The 18,879-nt window shown below is 75.4% G+C and carries 13 protein-coding genes and 1 pseudogene; 8 read left to right on the forward strand and 6 right to left on the reverse strand.

The features are described from left to right. Positions 1-57: 57 nt before the first annotated feature. On the reverse strand, positions 58-1,176 hold the full coding sequence (locus tag JE024_RS16460) for a GlxA family transcriptional regulator (RefSeq protein WP_205374309.1): 1,119 nt from the start codon (positions 1,174-1,176) through the stop codon (positions 58-60). A 106-nt stretch (positions 1,177-1,282) separates the two neighbouring features. Between JE024_RS16460 and JE024_RS16465 the strand changes: the two genes are divergently transcribed. Next, positions 1,283-2,215 (forward strand): NADP-dependent oxidoreductase, encoded by a 933-nt coding sequence (locus JE024_RS16465; RefSeq protein WP_205374310.1) that lies wholly within the window; start codon positions 1,283-1,285, stop codon positions 2,213-2,215. Between the two features lie 227 nt (positions 2,216-2,442). Here the strand turns inward: JE024_RS16465 and JE024_RS16470 are convergent, their stop codons facing one another. From JE024_RS16470 to JE024_RS16480, 3 genes are all read right to left on the reverse strand, one after another. After that, positions 2,443-4,179 carry an FG-GAP repeat domain-containing protein gene (locus JE024_RS16470; RefSeq protein WP_205374311.1) on the reverse strand — a complete coding sequence of 579 codons (1,737 nt, stop codon included), beginning with the start codon at positions 4,177-4,179 and terminating at the stop codon, positions 2,443-2,445. 235 nt (positions 4,180-4,414) lie between these two features. After that, positions 4,415-6,160 (reverse strand): FG-GAP-like repeat-containing protein, encoded by a 1,746-nt coding sequence (locus JE024_RS16475; RefSeq protein ID WP_244882900.1) that lies wholly within the window; start codon positions 6,158-6,160, stop codon positions 4,415-4,417. Between the two features lie 269 nt (positions 6,161-6,429). After that, positions 6,430-7,794: an aspartate aminotransferase family protein gene (locus tag JE024_RS16480; protein ID WP_205374313.1), complete on the reverse strand. Its 1,365-nt coding sequence runs from the start codon at positions 7,792-7,794 to the stop codon at positions 6,430-6,432. 165 nt (positions 7,795-7,959) lie between these two features. Here JE024_RS16480 and JE024_RS16485 point away from each other — a divergent pair, with 165 nt between their 5' ends. From JE024_RS16485 to JE024_RS41115, 4 genes and pseudogenes are all read left to right on the forward strand, one after another. Continuing rightward, positions 7,960-8,553, forward strand: a complete 594-nt coding sequence (locus JE024_RS16485; protein WP_205374314.1) for a DJ-1/PfpI family protein — start codon at positions 7,960-7,962, stop codon at positions 8,551-8,553. After that, positions 8,550-9,086, forward strand: coding sequence for a MarR family winged helix-turn-helix transcriptional regulator (locus JE024_RS16490; protein ID WP_205374315.1), 537 nt, complete (start codon positions 8,550-8,552; stop codon positions 9,084-9,086). Before JE024_RS16485 ends, JE024_RS16490 begins: the two co-directional genes overlap by 4 nt. A 155-nt stretch (positions 9,087-9,241) precedes the next feature. Then, positions 9,242-9,904, forward strand: a pseudogene (locus JE024_RS41110) (serine/threonine-protein kinase); the annotation flags it as partial. Positions 9,905-10,361: 457 nt separating this feature from the next. Then, on the forward strand, positions 10,362-11,003 hold the full coding sequence (locus JE024_RS41115; protein ID WP_244883246.1) for a lipocalin/fatty acid-binding family protein: 642 nt from the start codon (positions 10,362-10,364) through the stop codon (positions 11,001-11,003). Positions 11,004-11,048: 45 nt separating this feature from the next. Here the strand turns inward: JE024_RS41115 and JE024_RS16500 are convergent, their stop codons facing one another. Next, positions 11,049-12,371 carry a S1 family peptidase gene (locus JE024_RS16500; protein ID WP_205374316.1) on the reverse strand — a complete coding sequence of 441 codons (1,323 nt, stop codon included), beginning with the start codon at positions 12,369-12,371 and terminating at the stop codon, positions 11,049-11,051. A 144-nt stretch (positions 12,372-12,515) separates the two neighbouring features. Here JE024_RS16500 and JE024_RS16505 point away from each other — a divergent pair, with 144 nt between their 5' ends. From JE024_RS16505 to JE024_RS16515, 3 genes are all read left to right on the forward strand, one after another. Continuing rightward, positions 12,516-14,384, forward strand: coding sequence for a serine/threonine-protein kinase (locus JE024_RS16505; RefSeq protein WP_205374317.1), 1,869 nt, complete (start codon positions 12,516-12,518; stop codon positions 14,382-14,384). Between the two features lie 98 nt (positions 14,385-14,482). After that, on the forward strand, positions 14,483-16,018 hold the full coding sequence (locus tag JE024_RS16510) for a substrate-binding domain-containing protein (RefSeq protein WP_205374318.1): 1,536 nt from the start codon (positions 14,483-14,485) through the stop codon (positions 16,016-16,018). 94 nt (positions 16,019-16,112) lie between these two features. After that, on the forward strand, positions 16,113-16,973 hold the full coding sequence (locus JE024_RS16515; RefSeq protein ID WP_205374319.1) for a hypothetical protein: 861 nt from the start codon (positions 16,113-16,115) through the stop codon (positions 16,971-16,973). Between the two features lie 24 nt (positions 16,974-16,997). Here the strand turns inward: JE024_RS16515 and JE024_RS16520 are convergent, their stop codons facing one another. Continuing rightward, on the reverse strand, positions 16,998-18,803 hold the full coding sequence (locus JE024_RS16520) for a serine/threonine-protein kinase (RefSeq protein WP_205374320.1): 1,806 nt from the start codon (positions 18,801-18,803) through the stop codon (positions 16,998-17,000). Positions 18,804-18,879 lie beyond the last annotated feature (76 nt).

Genomic DNA, 18,879 nt, shown 5'->3' on the forward strand with positions numbered 1-18,879 from the left:
CGCGGGACGAACCCGGGGCCGGGGCCCGGGACGGGCCGCCCGGGCCGCATCCGGGAGTCAGGCCCCGGCCCGCCCGACGCTTCGGGACCCGGTCCGCACCGGGGCGGGCTCCGGCTGCGGGGCCGCCGCGCCGGCCACCGGGGCGGGCTCCGGGTGCGGGGCCGCCGCGCCGGCCATCGGGGCGGGCTCCGGGTGCGGCGCCGGGCGGAAGGTGTGGCGGTAGGCGGTCGGGGAGACGCCGAGCGCCGCCGTCAGATGCTGCCGCAGCGACGCCGCCGTCCCGAACCCCGCGCGGTTCGCCACCGCGTCGACGGGCAGATCGGTGGTCTCCAGCAGCCTGCGGGCATGGTGGACGCGCTGCTGGGTCAGCCACTGGCCCGGGGTCGCGCCCGCCTCCGCGCGGAAGCGGCGGGAGAAGGTGCGCACGCTCATCCGGGCGTGGGCGGCCAGTTCGGCGAGGGTCAGCGGCCGGTCCAGGCGCTCCATCGCCCACGCCCGGGTGGCCGACGTGGAGGCCGCCGCCGGCGGCGGCACCGGACGCTCGATGAACTGCGCCTGGCCGCCCTCCCGCCAGGGGGCCACGACGCACAGCCGGGCCACCCGGTTGGCGGCCTCGCTGCCGTGGTCGCGGCGCACCAGGTGCAGGCACAGGTCGACGCCCGCGGCGACGCCCGCCGCGGTGAGGACGTCCCCGTCGTCGACGAAGAGCACCCCGGGGTCGACCGTCACCCGGGGGAAGGCGCGCTGGAAGGCGTCCGCGTCGTTCCAGTGGGTGGTCGCACGGCGGCCGTCGAGCAGGCCGGCGGCGGCCAGCACGTACGAGGCGGTGCAGATGGAGACGGTGCGGGTGCCCGGGCGGAGCGAGGCGAGGGCGTCGGCGAGCGGCGCGGTCAGCCGGGTGCGCACGGCGCCGGGGCCGCAGGCGTACGGCGGGATCACCACGGTGCCGGCCGTCGCGAGGACGTCGGCGGCGTGCGGGACGGTGACCGAGAAGTCCGCGCTGGTGCGCACCGGACCGCCGTCGAGCGAGCAGGTGAGGACCTCGTAGAGCGGACTGCCGTCCGGGCCCACGGCGGTCCCGAAGATGCGCACGGGGATGGTCATCTCGAAGGGGTAGACGCCGTCGAGCGCGAGGACGACGACGCGGTGCGGTGCGGATGCCCGGGCTGCTGCCATGGCCGGATCCTTCCACACCATGGCCATCCGGCCACTCGATCCGGGCTCCCCCGCGGCGGAGGGTGGTGTGCACCGACCCGTGCAGCCTTCGTGAGGGAGCAGAACCATGCGTGCCATCGGCCAGGACGTCCTCGGCGGTCCCGAGGTCCTGAGGATCGTCGAGACCGAACGGCCCGCACCGGGCCCGTCGGAGGTGCTGGTCCGCGTGCACGCGGCCGGCGTCAATCCGACCGACCTGTGGCACCGCGAGACCGGCGGTCTGCTCGGCGAGCGCCCGGTGCCGCTCGGCTGGGACGTCTCCGGCACCGTCGAGGCCGTCGGGCTCGGGGTGACGATGTACCGGCCGGGCGACGCGGTGTACGGCATGCCCCGGCTGCCGCGGCCCGCGGGCGCCTACGCGGAGTTCCTCACGGCGCCCGCCCGCCACCTCGCGCTCCGGCCCGCCGGGCTCTCGCACACGGAGGCCGCCGCGCTGCCCGTGGCGGCGCTGACCGCGTGGCAGTCGCTGGTGGACACGGCCGGGGTCGGACCGGGGCAGCGGGTGCTGGTCCACGCGGCGGCGGGCGGTGTCGGGCATCTGGCGGTGCAGATCGCGAAGGCGCGCGGCGCCCATGTGACCGGCACGGCGAGCGGCCCGAAGCACGCCTTCGTGAAGGCCCTCGGGGCCGACGAGGTCGTCGACTACCGGGAGACCGACTTCACCGAGGCGGTGAAGGACGTGGACGTCGTCCTGGACGCGGTGGGCGGGGAGTACGGGCCGCGCTCGCTGGAGGTCCTGCGCCCGGGCGGGATGCTCGTGTCGATCGCGTCCCCGGCGGAGGCTTATCTGGCGGACGCCGCCCGGCAGCGGGGGCTGCGGGCCGGGTTCACCATCGTCGAGCCCGACAACGGGGGCCTGCGGGAGATCGCCGCACTGGTGGAGTCGGGGCGGCTGCGGGTGCACGTCGACGCGGTGCTGCCGCTGGCGGAGGCGGGCCGGGCGCACGAACTCCTGGCCGGCGGGACGGTGCGCGGGAAGGTCGTCCTGGCGGTGGCGTGAAGTGCCTCTGCCCCGGGGGCGTGGAGCGTCGTGGCCCGGGGGCGTGGAGCCGTGCCGGCGGCGCACGCACGGCGGTCCGGCCCTGGGGCGTGGGGCCGTGGAGCGCCGTGCCGGCGGCCGGGCCCGGGGGCGGGCCGTGACACGGGTCCGCCCCCGTCCGTGCCCCGGAGGGACGGACGGGGGCGGTGTGGCCCGGGGGCGCCGCGGGGGCGCTCCCGGGACCGGGATCAGCGGATGCTGGCGTAGGTGTTCCAGCCGGTGCCGAGGGAGACCCTGGGCTTGAAGTTGCCCTTGCCGTCGGAGTCGTAGCGGTAGAGCGTGCCGTTGCCGCTGCGGGCCACCAGGTCCGCGCGGCCGTCGCCGTTCATGTCGCCCGGCGCGGCGAGCGTGAAGGAGCCCCAGCCGGAGCCGATGAGCTTCTTCGCCTTGAACGGAGACGCGGCGACACCCGTGCCCTCGTAGAGGTACAGCTTGCCGTCCGTGGCCCGGGCGATCAGGTCCGCGCGGCCGTCGCCGGAGATGTCCCCGGCGCCGATCAGCGCGTTGAACTGGCCCCAGCCCGTGCCGATCTTCTGCTTGGCCGCGAAGCCCGTGCCGTTGCCGTTGCCGCGGTACAGGTACAGCGTGCCCGAGCCGTCGCGGGCGACCATGTCGCCCTTGCCGTCGCCCGACAGGTCACCGGGGCCGACGAGGGTGTTGTACACACCCCAGCCGCCGCCGATGTCGTAGGCGCCCGCGGACAGGTTGTAGAGGCGGCCGTTGTAGACCTCCAGCAGCTCGGAGACGCCGTCGGAGTCCAGCGAGGAGAAGTGCTGGAGCTTGGCGCCCTTCCAGGCGCCGCCGTCGCCGATCCGCTGGCGCGGGGCGAACTTCCCGTTGTTGAGGTCGTAGTAGTAGTAGAGGCTGCCGGCGGTGTCGAGCCCGATGAGCTCGTCCTTGCCGAAGGAGGGCACGCTGCTGCCGTTGGCGAAGCGGTCGACCGTGTTCCAGCCGCTGCCGAGCTTCACCCGGGGGTAGAAGGCGCCGGTGCCGGTGGACGCGTAGCTGTAGAGGTCGCCCGCGTAGGTGCGGGCCATCAGATCGGCGTTGCCGTCCTCGTCGAGGTCGTCGATGCTGAACAGCGTGTTGAACATGTTCCAGCCGGAGCCGACCAGGACCTTGCCCTTGAAGGGGCGGGTCTTCTCGCCGGTGCCGCTGTAGAAGAAGAGCTCGCCCGCGGTGTTGCGGGTGAAGAGGTCGGCGATGCCGTCGTTGTTGACGTCGTTCATGCCGACGAGCTGGTCGAACTGGTTCCAGCCGCCGCCGACCAGGGTGCGGCCGCCGAGCGGGTGCGCGCCGTTGGTGGAACCGGTGTAGATGTACAGCTCGCCGGAGTGGGTGCGGGCGAGGACGTCGCCGATGCCGTCACCGGTGAGGTCGCCGGGCGAGAAGACCTTGTTGTAGATCTGCCAGCCGCCGCCCGACCAGTAGCGGGACGGGTAGTACAGGTCGTTCGTGTAGGCCGACAGCGTGCCGGTGGACGACAGCGTGAAGTGCACCGGGCCGTCGGCACGGAGACCGGCGGCCAGGAAGACGTCCTTGATCTGGCTGCCGTCGTCCTGGTACGTGGGCTCCCACACGGAGTCACCGGTGTCGACGAAGACCGTGCCGCCGAGGCCCTGGAGCACGATGTCGGACCAGCCGTCGCCGTCCACGTCACTGCGCGGGGCGGCCAGCGGGGCGTCCGCGTCCTGGGCGGTGAAGGCGCCCTTGTTCACGTCCGGGCGGGGCAGGTCGAGCCTGGGCAGCTCGGCGCCGGCCGCGGGAAGTTCGATGCCGCGGTGGGGCGCCGGGTTCTCGTCGGCCTGGGCGGCCGGGGCCGACAGCAGCATGCCGGCGGCCAGGGCCAGCGCGGTGCAGGCGGCGACGCGCACACGGGCGCGGGTGTTTCTGCGCGGACCGGCCGCGACGCGGCCGGATTCCATGGAAGTCAAGGTCCCCCCTCGAAGGGTGTCACCTGCACCGCCGTCCCGGTCCGGCGCTGCGCACACGGGCGCGCGCCCGGAACAGAGGGGAAGACGGTGCAAGGAAGCTAGCACCGTTACAGACGCGCGAGGGGGGACAAGGGATGTACGGGATCGGCGATCAATTTCCGCCGGTTCGCGCGCCGGCGGCGGCCGTGGCCCGGGAGCGCCGTGACGGCGCTCCCGGGCGGGTGGATCAGTACAGGCCGGAGTAGGTGTTCCAGCCGGTGCCGACGGTGGCCCTGGGCTTGAAGTTGCCCTTGCCGTCGGAGTCGTAGCGGTAGAGCGTGCCGTTGCCGCCGCGGGCCACCAGATCGGCGCGCCCGTCGCCGTTCATGTCGCCAGGCGCCGCCAGCGCGGTGAAGGAGCCCCAGCCGGAGCCGATGAGCTTCTTCGCCTTGAACGGAGACGCGGCGACACCCGTGCCCTCGTAGAGGTACAGCTTGCCGTCCGTGGCCCGGGCGATCAGGTCCGCGCGGCCGTCGCCGGAGATGTCCCCGGCACCGAGCAGGGCGTTGAACTGGCCCCAGCCCGTGCCGATCCTCTGCTTGGCCGCGAAGCCCGTGCCGTTGCCGTTGCCGCGGTACAGGTACAGCGTGCCCGAGCCGTCGCGGGCGACCATGTCGCCCTTGCCGTCGCCCGACAGGTCACCGGGGCCGACGAGGGTGTTGTACACACCCCAGCCGCCGCCGATCCGGTAGGCCGTGCCGTCGACGCCGAAGTTGTACAGACCGCCGTCCCGGATCTGGAGGATCTCGGGATAGCTGTCGTCGTCCAGGGACGAGGTCACGGCGATGGTGGCGCCCTTCCACCCGCCGACGTCGCTGATCCGCTCGCGGCCGGAGAAGTTCCCGTTGTTCCGGTCGAGGTACCACCAGAGGGTGCCCTGGGTGTCGAGGCCGGCGAGGTCCTCCTTGCCCCAGTTGGACACGTTTCCGGCGTTGGCGAACTGGTTGACCGCGTTCCAGCCCGTGTCGATCTGCACCCGGGGCGCGAATCCGCCCGCGCCCGTGGAGCTGTAGCGGTAGAGGGCGCCGCTCACCGTGCGGGCGAGCAGATCGGCGCGGCCGTCGGCGTCGAGGTCGTCGACGCTGACCAGCGCGTTGAACATGTTCCAGCCGGAGCCGGCCGGGACCTTGCCCTCGAAGGGCCGGGCCGCGTCGCCGGTGCCGCTGTAGAAGAAGAGCTCGCCCGCGGTGTTCCGGGCGAAGAGGTCGGCGATGCCGTCGCCGTCGACGTCGTTCATGCCGACGAGCTGGTCGAACTGCCCCCAGCCGCCGCCGACCAGGATCCGCCCGCCGAGCGGGGCCCCGCCGTCGGCCGATCCCGGGTACAGGTACAGCTCGCCCGCGAAGGTACGGGCGAGGACGTCGCCGACGCCGTCGCCGGTGAGGTCCCCCGGGGAGAAGACCTTGTTGTAGATCTGCCAGCCGCCGCCCGACCAGTAACGGCTGGGCGTGTAGACGTCGTTGGCGTAGGCGGACAGGCGGCCGGACGCCGAGAGCGTGAAGTGGACCGGGCCGTCGGCGCGGAGCCCGCCGGTGGCGAAGACGTCCTTGAACACCTGGTAGGCGGAGCCCTGGCCGTCGTCGTAGACCAGTTCGTGGGCGGTGGTGCCGGTGGAGACCTGCACGACGCCGTTGGCGTCCTGCACGATCATGTCGGACAGTCCGTCGCCGTCCACGTCGCTGCGCGGGACGGCGGCCGCGGCACGGGCGCCGAAGGCGGCGCCCCCGCCGCCGGCGTCCGCGCGGAGCGGCGCGACGCCGGGCACCCGGGCGTCCGACACGGGGCGCTGGAACCGCCCGGGGTTCTCCCCGGCCGCGGCGGCCGGGGCCGACAGCAGCGTTCCCGCTGCCAGGGCCAGCGCGGTACAGGCGGCGACGCGCACACGGGCGCGGGTGTCTCTGCGCGGACCGGCCGCGTCGCGGCCGCGTTCCATGGAAGTCACAGTCCCCCCTCGAAGGGTGTCACCCGCGCCCCCGCCCCCGGTCCCGCGCCGGGCACGGGGACGGGGACGGTGGCGCGGGGAAGCCGGCACCGTTACAGACGCGCGAGACGTGACGAGGGATGTACGGGGATGCCCGCGGGACCCGACGGGGTCGCGCCCCGGCGGGCCGGCCCCGGAGCGCGGGTCTCCCGGGGCCGGAGTGCCGGGCCCGCCCGGGAGCCCGTCGCCGGGCGCCCCCGGGGCCGGGCCCTGGGCCGGGGCTAGACCGTGTGCTCGTCCGCCACCGTGAGTGCCGCGTCCAGTGCGGCGATGCCCTCCTTGGCCTCGGCCTCGGTGATGTTGCAGGCCGGGACGACGTGGGTGCGGTTCATGTTGACGAAGGGCCACAGGCCGTTGCGCTTGCAGGCGGCGGCGAAGGCGGCCATCGGGGCGTTCGCCTCGCCCGTCGCGTTGTACGGGACCAGCGGCTCGCGGGTCTCGCGGTCGCGGACGAGGTCGAGCGCCCAGAACATGCCCGTGCCGCGGACCTCGCCCACCGAGGGGTGGCGTCCGGCGAGTTCGCGCAGGGCGGGGCCGATGACGTTCTCGCCGAGCGCGGCCGCGTTCTCGACGACCTTCTCGTCCTCCATCACCTGGATGGTGGCGACCGCCGCCGCGCAGGCCAGGGGGTGTCCGGAGTAGGTGAGGCCGCCGGGGTAGGGGCGCTTGTCGAAGGTGGCGGCGATCCGGCCGGAGATCGCCACGCCGCCGAGCGGCACATAGCCGGAGTTGACGCCCTTGGCGAAGGTCATCAGGTCCGGCACGACGCCGTGGTGCTCGGCGGCGAACCACCGGCCGGTGCGGCCGAAGCCCGCCATGACCTCGTCGAGCACGAAGACGATCCCGTGGCGGTCGCAGATCTCGCGGACGCCGGCCAGGTAGCCGGGCGGGGGCGTCATGATGCCCGCGGTGCCGGGGACCGTCTCCAGGACGACCGCCGCGATCGTGCCCGGCCCCTCGAAGGCGATGGTGTCCTCCAGGTGCGCGAGCGCCCGCGCGCACTCCTCCTCCTCGGTCGCGGAGTAGAACGGCGAGCGGTAGAGGAACGGCCCCCAGAAGTGGACGACGCCGGCCGTGCCGGCGTCGCTGGCCCAGCGCCGCGGGTCGCCGGTGATGTTGATCGCGGTGGCGGTGCCGCCGTGGTACGAGCGGTAGGCCGAGAGCACCTTGGGGCGGCCGGTGTGCAGCCGGGCCATCCGGACGGCGTGCTCGACGGCCTCGGCGCCGCCGTTGGTGAAGAAGATCTTGTCCAGGTCCCCGGGCGTGCGCCCGGCGATCAGCCGGGCCGCCTCGGAGCGCGCCTCGATCGCGAACGCGGGCGCGAAGGTCGCCAGCCGGCCCGCCTGCTCCTGGATCGCCGCGACGACCCGGGGGTGCTGGTAGCCGATGTTCGTGTAGACGAGGCCGCTGGTGAAGTCGAGGTAGCGGTTCCCGTCGTAGTCCCAGAAGTACGCCCCCTCGGCGCCTGCGACGGCGAGCGGGTCGATCAGGCCCTGGGCGGACCAGGAGTGGAACACATGGGCGCGGTCCGCCGCCTTGACGGCGGCACCGGCCTGCGGATCGGCGTGAGGCACATGAGGGGTCATGCGGCTCAGCGTAAGGAGGCGCCGGCGGGGCCCGACATGGCCACCTTGTATGGCGTCGGCCGCTTATCTGGGCAGGGTGTCGGGCCGCACCGGAACACGATTGACAGCATACTGTCGTCATGACAGCCTGTTGTCATCATCAGGCCGCGCGCCGAGGAGGGCACCATGTCCCGCACCACCGTCCATCTGGCCGTGTACGACACCTTCGCCGACTGGGAGACGGGCCACACCACGGCCCATCTGACCCAGAACGGCTTCACCGTGCGGACGGTCGGCGCCACCACCGGGCCCGTCACCACCATGGGCGGCCTCCGGGTCCTCCCCGACCTCGCGCTCGGCGACCTCGTCCCGGACGACAGCGCGCTGCTGATCCTCACCGGCGCCTCCCTGTGGGACACCGGGGACGAGCTCGCCCCGTTCGCCGCCAAGGCCCGCGACTTCCTGGCGGCGGGCGTGCCGGTCGCCGCGATCTGCGGGGCGACGGCCGGCCTGGCCCGCGAGGGCCTGCTCGACGACCGGGCGCACACCAGCGCCGTCCCCTTCTATCTGGACGCCACGGGATACGCGGGCGGCGCGCACTACGAAGAGGCCGACGCCGTCACCGACGGCGACCTGATCACCGCGGGGCCGACGGAGCCCGTCGCCCTCGCCCGGGAGGTCCTCGCCCGGCTCGGCGTCTACGACGGCCCCCGGCTGGACGCCTGGTACCGGCTGTTCCACGACTCGGACCAGGCGGCGTACGAGATCCTCGCGTCATGAACGCGCACGACGACAACGACGGGTCGGCGGAGCCGTCCCGCCCCGCCGACCCCCGCGAACTGCTCACCCGCACCGCCCTCGGCGTCTTCCGGCTCAACGGGGAGTTCGTCTCCGTCTCGGACGGCATCGCCCGCGAGGCGGGGCTGACGGCGGCCCGCTGGCAGGTCCTCGGGGCCGTGGTGCGGGCGCCGGCGACCGTCGCCGGGATCGCCCGGACCATGGGCATCACCCGGCAGAGCGTCCAGCGGATCGCCGACGTCCTCGTCGGCCAGGGCCTCGCCGCGTACGGGGACAACCCGGCGCACCGCCGCGCCAAACTGCTCCGTGCCACCGGTGCCGGGCGGGAGGCCGTCGGGCGGCTCGGCCCCGGCCACTCGGCGCTGGCGCACCGGCTCCAGGAGGAGCTGGGGCAGGAGGGGTTCGCGGAGACGGTACGGGTGCTGGAGCGGCTGTCGCGGGCGATGGAGGCGATCGGTTCCGGCGGCGGGCAAGAGCCCGCCGCGCGCCCGGCCGGCCCCGGCCGCACGGACTGACGGTCCGTGTCCCGGCGGCCTATCCTTCCTCCGACCGCCGCACGGCGGGGCACTCAGGCACGGGGGAGGGCCGGATGGCCATGGAAGAGCTGGCGCCCGGGGATCCGCGCACCATCGGCGACTACCGGCTGCTGGCCCGGCTCGGCGCGGGCGGCATGGGCCAGGTCTACGTGGCACGGTCCGGCCGCGGCCGGACCGTCGCCGTGAAGCTGGTGCGCCCGGAGCTGGCCGTGCGGGAGGAGTTCCGGGAGCGCTTCCGGCGGGAGGTGCTCGCCGCCCGCCGGATCGGCGGCTCCTGGACCGCCCCCGTCCTGGACGCCGACACGGAGGCGGCCGAGCCCTGGGTGGCCACCGGGTACATCGCGGGCCCCGCCCTGCGGACGGTGGTGTCGGAGCACGGCCCGCTGCCGGAGCGCAGCACCGCCGTACTGGCCTCGGGCCTGGCGCACGCGCTGACGGACATCCACGCGGCCGGGCTGATCCACCGGGACCTCAAGCCGTCGAACGTCCTGATCACGATCGACGGCCCCCGGGTCATCGACTTCGGCATCGCGCGGGCGCTGGAGACCGTCACCGACGGCGGGCTGACGCGCACCGGCGCGCTCATCGGCTCCCCCGGCTTCATGGCGCCCGAGCAGATACGCGGCGACCGGGTCACCACCGCCTGCGACGTGTTCTGCCTCGGCTCCGTGCTGGTGTACGCGGCGACGGGGCGGCTGCCGTTCGGTACGTCCGGGACCGGGGTGCACGCCCAGATGTACCGCATCGCGCAGGAGGAGCCGTCGCTGGACGGGGTCCCGGGCGGGCTGCGCGGCCTGGTGCGCGACTGCCTCCGCAAGGACCCGGCGGCGCGGCCCGGGCTGCCGGAGGTGCTGGAACGCACGGCGGCCGCACGGCAGCCGGACGCCGAGCCGTGGATCCCGGCCGCGCTCGTCGCGCAACTGGGGCGGCACGCGGTCGGGTTGCTGGAGTACGAGCAGCCGGGCTCCGACGACGCCGCCGCCCCGGACCCGTCCGCGACCCCGGCGGCCCCGCCGCGCCCGGGCCGTCCCCCGCGGGCGGGACCGCGCCCCCGCCCGTGCCGGCGGCCCCGCCCGCCCCCACGCCTTCGCCCGCCGTCCCGGCACCGTCGCCGGGCGCCCCGGCGGCTCCCGCCCACCCCGCGCCCGCGCCCGCCCCGCAGGACGGCCCCACCCCGGCCCACCACACCCCCGTCCAGCACCCCCGGCCCACCACACCCCCGTCCAGTACCCGCACGCCCTGTTCGCGCCCGCCGTGCCGCCGCCCCCGCCCGAGCCCGGCCCGGCGGCCCCGGCGGCTCCGGGGCGCTCCCGGCTGGCCGGCACCCTGGCCCTCGCGGCCGTCGCGCTGGTGGTCGCCCTCGGGGCGGGCGGCGCGGTCTACGCCGTCATGTCCGGCGACCACACCGGCGGCGACGGGAAGAACGGCGCGTCCCCCGACCCGGGCGGTTCGCCCTCCGGCGGCGCCTCCCCGCAGGAGGGCGACGGCACCCGGGAGGCCGGCGCCTCGCAGGGCACGGGGGACGGCGCCACCCCGCCCCCCTCGCCCACCGCCACGGACGGAGACGTCCCGATGGAGTACCTCGGCGACTGGCGCGCCTCGTTCGACACGGCGGACGGCACCAACGTGCGCGAGATGACGATCGCTCAGGGGCGGCGGGGCGAGCTGGTCATGACCCTCACGGGCACCGGTCCGCACTACGAGTGCGCCTGGACCGCCACCCTGCGCGCCGTGGGCCCGCCGCTGGAACTCGGGCCCACCCGGGTCACCTCCGGGGACCCGGTGTCCTGCTCGCCCGGCCAGTGGAGCCGGCTCAACATGCCGTCCGACACCGTGATCGTCCGGGAACTCGTCGGCTCCGGCGGCACGCCCCTCACCTACACGAAGACGGGCTGACCGAGCCCCCGCTCACCCGCACGACGACGGGCCGACCGGGCCGGATCAGCCCCAGCTTGCCGTCTGGAACGTGCGGAACTCCCGCCGGTCCTCGGCCGAGGCGACCCAGCGGGCCGCGACCAGGGCGGCCAGGCTCACGCCGACGATGCCGATGCCGACGCCGGGATCGTCCAGCCCGACGATCCCCTCGCTCCGGCGCCGCGCCACCGGGGCGCCCGGGGTCCCGGGCGCGGCCCCGGACACGGGCGGGGCCGCGGTGGCCGGGGGCGGCACTGTCTCGCCGGCGGCCGGGCCGGGCGGCGGGGTGATGCCGGAGAGCCGCATCCCGAGGGCCTCCAGCGCCGTGCCGACCGGCTGGAAGTACGTGGTGCCGCCGGCGGCGCAGTCCCCGTCGCCGCCGGACGTCACCCCGAGGGCGAGGCCCTCCGCGAAGAGCGGTCCGCCGCTGTCCCCCGGCTCGGCGCAGACGGTGGTCTCGATCAGACCGGTCACCGTGCCCTCCGGGTAGTTGACGGTGGCGTCGACCGCGGTGACCCGGCCGGTGCGCAGTCCGGTGGTGCTGCCGCTGCGGAACACCTGCGCCCCGACGACCGGTTCGGTGAGCCCCACGATCCGCACCCCCCGGCCGCCGCCGACGGAGACGACGTTGGTCCGGTCGGCCGCGGTGGGGTTCTCGTAGCGGACGGCCGCGAAGTCGGTGCCGGGGAAGGCGGACACCACCGTGGTGCCGACCGTCGCCAGGGTCTGCTCCCCCGCCGCCCAGACCGCGCCGCCGGGGCCGCAGTGGCCCGCCGTGAGCAGGTAGGCGTCCCGGCCGTCCGTGACGTTGAACCCGGCCGAACAGCGGCGCCCGGGGCCGACGATGGAGTCCGCGCCGTTCACCCGGGTGGTGAACCGCCCCCGGGTGCGTTCCATCCGCACCCGGTCGCCGATCCCCTCCGCCAGCGACGACATCCGGGCCCAGTCGGCGGCGGAGACGGTGCCGTCGGCGCGCACGGTCACCTCGTTGGCCGCGTAGTCGACCGACCAGGCGGTGCCCGGCACCCGGGGTGCCGCGCGCAGCGACGCGACCGCGGCGCGCAGCCGGTCGGCGCTGTGCCGGACGAGCTCCGGGCGGGCGCCCGCCGCCCGCACCTCCCGCGCCGCCGCCGCGTCGGTGACCGCCACGACGGTCCGCCCGTCGGCGGCGGTCCAGCTGCCGGCCGTGCGGCCGGTGCCGAGGCGGCCGAGGAGGTCGGACGCCCCGGCGGCCGGCCCCTCGCCCGGTCCGGCGGCCATCGCGCCGGAGGTCATCAGACCGCCGAGGACCAGCCCGCCGGCCGCGGCCAGCCGCACCAGCCGCCGGAGGGTGCGTCGTGCGTGCCTCATGCGCGGCCCCTGAGTCGTCCGTCCCGGTGTGCGACGTTCCATACGCGGGGCGGCGGCGGCCCGTTCACGTGAGCCTCGCCGCACTCCCGTGGACAGGCCGTGAAGCCCCGGCCCGCGGGCGGCCCCCTGTGGAAGGATCGCGGCGTGGACGACCTGACCTCCGACGACCCGACGCGTATCGGCCCGTTCCGCCTCATCGGGAGACTGGGCACCGGCGGCATGGGCCGGGTGTACCTGGCGCGTTCCGAGGGCGGCCGGACCGTGGCCGTCAAGGTGGTGCACGCGCAGCTCGCCGAACAGGACGAGTTCCGCCGCCGGTTCGCCCGCGAGGTGGCCGCGCTGGAACGGGTCGGCGGCGGTACCGCGCCGGTGATCGCCTCCGACACGGAGGCCGTGTCGCCCTGGGTGGCCCTGACCTATGTGCCGGGTCCCTCGCTGCGCAGGGTGGTCGGCGAGGAGTTCGGTCCGCTGCCCGCGGCCACCGTGCGGGCCCTGGCGGCCAGGCTGGCGGACGCGCTCGCGCACATCCACGCGGCGGGCCTGGTGCACCGCGACCTCAAGCCGTCCAACATCCTGCTGACCGTCGACGGGCCCTGTGTCATCGACTTCGGCATCGCCCGTGCGGTGGACACCGTCACCGACGGCGGGCTGACGGGGACGGGCGCGGTCGTCGGCTCGCCCGGGTTCATGTCGCCGGAGCAGGTGCGGGGCGAGAAGCTGTCGCCCGCGTCCGACGTCTTCTGCCTCGGCGCGGTCCTCGCCTACGCGGCGACCGGTGTGGCACCGTTCGGCTCGGCCGACAGCGGGGCCCACGCCACCATGTTCCGGATCGCGCACGACGAACCGGATCTCACCGGGCTCCCGGAGGAGCTCGGTCCGCTGGTCCGCGCCTGCCTCGACAAGGACCCGGCCCGCCGTCCGCCCGCCTCCGTGCTGGCCGCCGGCGAGCAGGGGCCGCCCGGTGCCTGGCTGCCCGCCGACGTGCTCGCGGGCCTCGGCCGCAGTGCCGCCCGGGTGCTCGACGCGGACACCCCCGTGCCCGGCACCACCGACCCGGCGTCCGTCACCGGGGACGGCCCGGCCACGGGCACCCGCCCCGCCCCGCCCCGCCGCCGGCGCCTGGCCGTGCTCGGCGCGGCGCTGGCCGTGGTGGTGCTCGCGGGCGGGACGGCGGCCGTCGTCTGGCAGCAGCGCGAGGGGGACCCGGAGCGCTCCTCCGGCCGGACGGGGTCCACCGGCAAGGGCGGCGACGCCTCCCGTCCCACCGGTGACGTGCCGCAGGCGTTCGTCGGCGCCTGGGAGGGCGTGCTGGCCGGCACCGCAGACGTCCCCAAGTCCACCGGCCGGATCGAGATCGGGCAGGGCCGGCGCGGCGAGAAGACGGCCGTGTACGCCACCGTCACCGGCGAACGGCTGTGCATGGGGCGCTCGGTGCTGGTGTCGGCGGACGCCGACCGGATCGTCTTCGGCGAGAGCGATGTGACGGTGAGCGTGCCCGGCAAGGAGTGCACCCCGGCCGCGCACCAGACCCTCACCGTGCGCTCCCCCGACGTCCTGGAGTGGACGTCGGGCGCGGTGACGGCGACGTTCCGCCGGGCGCCCACCGGGCCCGAGGTGGTCCCGGCGAAGTTCCTCGGCGAGTGGCTGGAGGACGAGTCGGGCCCGCAGTGGGACGGCGGCCAGGCCGATCTCTTCGAACGCCGGCTGACGGTGACCCAGGGCCCCGTCGGCTCCGCGGTCGTCCGCTTCGAGTCGGAGATCCCGCGGACCGACGAGGAGACCGGCGAACCGACCGGCGGCAGCCTCCACTGCGCGTCCACGGCCGTGCTGGCCGGGGCGGGCGGCCTGCTGGTGCTCGGCCCGCCGGCCGCGGACGAGAAGGTGTCGGACCCCGAGTGCTGGCGCGACGGCGGCTCCCAGAACCTGCGGATCGCCCCGTACGGCGGCAAGGAACGGCTGCTCGCCTACGGGATGGGCGCGGACGGCGAGCCGGGCGTGTACCTCCGCGACTGACCGCCGCCGGCCGCCGGATCGCTGAACGCCCGCCGAACTCCCGTGGAACACAGCGGAGTTGATCTCACGGCGGCCGGAAACCGCCCTACCGTTGCCCCGTGGAGTGGCTGAGTCCCGAGAACGTCGTCGCCGTGACCACCGCCCTGCTCGGCGTGCTCGTCTCCTGCGGGGTGCTCTGGTACGAGCGCCGGGTGCCGCGCCGCCGGCGGATCGGCTACCGCGTCCAGATGGACACCGCGATCGGCAGCAGCGTCCGCGCCGGACGGCCCAACTTCCGCCTCGGGCTGTTCAACGAGGCGCCGGAGATGGCCGACGCCACCCTCGTCCTGCTGCGCATCGAGAACGACGGGTCGCAGAGCATCGCGGGCGACGACTACACCGGCCGCGAGATCCACGGTCTGAGCGCCGAGTTCACCGGCCGCACGGTGCGCGCCATAGCGGTCACCCAGCCGCGCGGCGCGGAGCACCTGATGGACCACTTCACCGCGGCGGCGGGCATGCGCCACAGCGGCGCCGTGATCCATCTGCCCCGCGTCCCGCTCAACCAGGGGCAGCACTTCAAGCTGCTCGTGCTGCTGACCGGCGGCCCGGTGGGCGGGGACATCACCGTCACCGGGGGCATCAGGGACGGCGACGTGCTGCCCAACCGGGCCGTCCCCACGGACGAGCGGCTGCCCCTGTTCAGCCGGGCGGCCCGGCTCGTCACCGTGCTGCTCACGGTCTGCGTGGTGACCCTCGCCTCGATCATCGTCGCCCGCGACGACGACCGGCCCCCGATGGGCTGCGCCACCGGCACCGTGACGCTGACCGGCTCGACCGCCTTCGAACCGGTGCTCACGGAGCTGGCGGAGAAGTACGAGAAGGACTGCGCGGGCTCGTCGGTCGAGGTCGACGCCCACGGCAGCACCGCCGGGATCCGCGCCCTCGCCGACGCGGGCGCCGCGGCGAAGGGCGGCTCGCCCGCGATGATCGCCCTCTCGGACGGCCCCAAGCCCGGCGGGCACCCCGCGCTGCGCGAACACCGCGTCGCCGTGTCGGTCTTCACCCTGGTGGTCAACGACGCGGTGCCGCTGCGGGACCTCTCGCTGGAGGACGTCCGCCGGCTGTACCGGGGCGAGATCACCGACTGGCGCCAGATCGACGGCGTCACCGGCCTGCCGGTGCGCCTGGTCAGCCGGGACGCCAACTCCGGTACCCGGGAGGTCTTCCAGCGCCGCGTCCTGCACCGCAACGAGCCGGCCAGCTCCTCGCGCGACTGCGTCACCAAGGACGACCCGGAGGCCCCCGTGGTCCGCTGCGAACTGGACGGCACCCGCCAGGTGCTGGCCGCCGTCGCCGCGCACGAAGGGGCCATCGGCTACAGCGAACTGCGGGCGGGCGACGACCTGAAGGGCCTCCACCGGCTGACGATCGACGGCGACGCGCCCTCGGTCGACACCATCGGCACCGGCGACTACCCGTACCGGGAGATCGAGTACGCCTACACCTACGGCCGGCCGCCGGCCGACTCCCTGGTGTCGGCCTTCCTCGCCTGGATGAGCCGCGGCGGCGGGCAGGACGTGATCACCACCCACGGCCATCTGCCCTGCGCGACGCCCAGGGGCCTGCGGATCTGCGGCGAGGACGGCCCCTGATCCCCGGCCCCGGGCGGGGCCGCGTCGCTGCCGGACCCGGACGTCCCCGCGTCGCTGCCGGGCCGGGACGTCCCGCGTCACTACGCTGACGCGGGTGCGTCGCGACGAGGAACCGGCCGGCCGGGAGCCCGACGAGCTGTCCGAGGGCGCCGGGCCGTTCACCACCCGGCTGACCCTGCGCGGCGCCGGCGGGAGCGAGGCCGTGTGGGAGTCGCGCACGGTCCGCAAGCTGGGGGCGCTGACCGTGCGGGCCGCGCACGAGGCCGAGGCGGTGGTGCGCCACGCCGACGCCCCGACGCTCGCCCGGCTGCGGGCGCTCAACTCCGTCGCGGCGGTGACGTTCACCGTCGGCGGGCTGCTCTTCGCCGCCGGGGCGGCGCTCGCGATCGCGGACGCGGACACGACCTCCGTGACGGTCGCCTACTTCGCGGGGGGCCTGTTCTTCAACACCGGGGGCTACGCCTCCCTCCTCCAGGCCGTCAACGCGCCCCGCCGCCCGGCCGGCGGCGACCGGCTGGAGCCCACCGCGTGGCGGTGGTGGAGCTACGAGCCGATGCGCATCGACTGGCTGGGCACCTTCCTGCTGTTCGCCGGCACGCTGGTGTTCGGCGTCAACCTGCTGGACTCGTTCCTCCAGGGCCTCAGCACCCAGCAGGCGGCCCGCCTGGTGTGGGCGCCGGACGTCATCGGCTGCGTGCTCTTCCTGATCTCCGGGCAGCTCGCCCTGGCCGAGGTGTGCCACGGCCCCGGCGGGGTGCGCCCGCACGACCTCGGCTGGTGGATCACCGCCGTCAACCTGGCCGGCTCGGCGCTGTTCATGATCGCCGCCCTCGCGGACCTGGTCACCCCGGGCGAGGACGTGCCCGCGAGCCTGGCCGTCGGTGACGCCGGCACCCTGGCGGGGGCGCTGTGCTTCGCCGCGGCGGGGGTGCTCCAGTGGTTCGAGCACCCCTGACCCCGCGGCCGGTACGGCGGGGGCTCAGTCCTCGTCGTTGGGCATCACCTTGCGGACCTTGCCCTTGTGGTCGGCCTCGATGTAGCCGCTCTGGCTGTGGTCGTTGCTGAGGTAGGCCGACATGCCCTTCGGGTCGCCGAAGGTCGGATCGGCACCGGAGACGAGGAGGTACCGCATGGTGACGTCCGGGACGTTGAGCTCCTTGTCCGCGCGCTCGAACAGCCCCGGCACGGCGTCCCAGTCGAAGTCGTCGACGTCGAAGGGGCTCTCCAGCGGAGTCACCGAACCGCTGATGATGCCCTTCTCGACCCCCTTCCCCGGACGGTAGGTGTAGGAGTCGTACCGGGAGTTGCTGCCGTCGAGCATCACATCGGCGGAGACGTACTCCCGGTAGACGTTCAGGCCGCACAGCCGGTCCGTGCCCGTCTCCTTCTTGAGCGCCGCGACCGCCGTGCGGATCCCCTCGGGGGTGAGCAGGTCCGTGGCCGCGTCGTCCTCCCCGCCCCCGGTGCCCGGCGACGCGTCCGGCCGGTCGGCCGCTCCCGAGGCGGACGGCGCCCGGGACGCGGTCGCCGACGGCCCCGGCTTGGCGCCGTCCCCGCCGCCCTGGTCGTCGTCGGGGAGGAAGCGCCACACCAGGACGCCGGCGAGCACCGTCGAGGTGAGCGACGTGGCGACGACGATCCGTGTGATGCGGCGGCGCAGCCGCTCCTCCCGGACGGTGCGCCCGTCCCCGGCGGCGGTGATCCGCAGCGCCCGGTCGTGCAGGTCCCCGCCGGGCACCGCGTCCCGCACGGAGTGCGGGCCGCCGTACGGCGCCGCGTACGGCGCCGCCGGCCCGGCCGGCCACGCCGTGGCCGCGGGGTGTCCGCCGGCCGGGGGCACCGCGGGCACCGGACCGGGCCCCGTGGGGCTGTCCGGCCGCATCGGCGGGGCCAGGTGGAACGAGGTCGTGCCGCCGCCACCGGTCGGGGGCGGCGCGGGGCTCCGTCCGGCCGCCGCCTCGGCGAGCATCGCGTCCACGGCGTCCGGCGCCGGCCGGGCCGCCGGGTCCTTCGCCAGCATCGCGGCGAGCGCCGGGGCGAGCACACCGGCCCGCCGCGGCGGCGGCAACTCCTCATTGAGGACGGCGGCCAGCGTCGCCAGCGTGCTGCTCCTGCGGAGCGGGTGGTCGCCCTCGACGGCGACGTACAGCATCATCGCCAGCGACCACAGGTCCGCCCCGGGGCCGCCGTCGCCGCCCGCGATCCGCTCGGGGGCCATGTAGTCGGGCGTGCCGATGATGGAGCCGGTGGCCGTGAGGGCGGTCGACTCCCGGATGGCGGCGATGCCGAAGTCGGTGAGCACGGGGCGTCCGTCGGGCCGCAGCAGGACGTTCGCCGGCTTCACGTCCCGGTGCTGGATGCCCACGGCGTGCGCGGCGCGCAGCGCGGCGAACACCTCGCGGCCGAGCAGGGCGGCCTCCCGGGGCTCCATCGGCCCGCGGGCCAGCCGGTCGGCGAGCGAGCCGCCGGTGACGAGCTCCATCACCAGCCAGGGGTAGGCGTGTTCACCGGCGTCGACGACATGGTGGATGGTGACGACGTTGGGGTGGTCGACCCGGGCCAGCGCCCTGGCCTCCCGCAGCACACGGGCCCGCAGCAGCGCCGCGCCCTGCGGGTCGTACTCGGCGAGCCCCGGGTCCGGCGGCCGGACCTCCTTCAGCGCGACGGCCCGGTCCAGCACGATGTCCCGCGCCCGCCACACCATGCCCATGCCGCCGCCGCCGAGCCGTGCCTCCAGCGCGAACCGGCCGTCGATCACCCGTCTGCCGGGCTCCCCCTCGCTCATGGCACGGGAGCCTACGAGATGCGGGTGACAGCGTCGCCGCCCGTCCCGTACCGGCCGGTCACGAAGGACGTGCGCC

This window comes from Streptomyces zhihengii, from assembly GCF_016919245.1.
GTDB lineage: Bacteria > Actinomycetota > Actinomycetes > Streptomycetales > Streptomycetaceae > Streptomyces > Streptomyces zhihengii.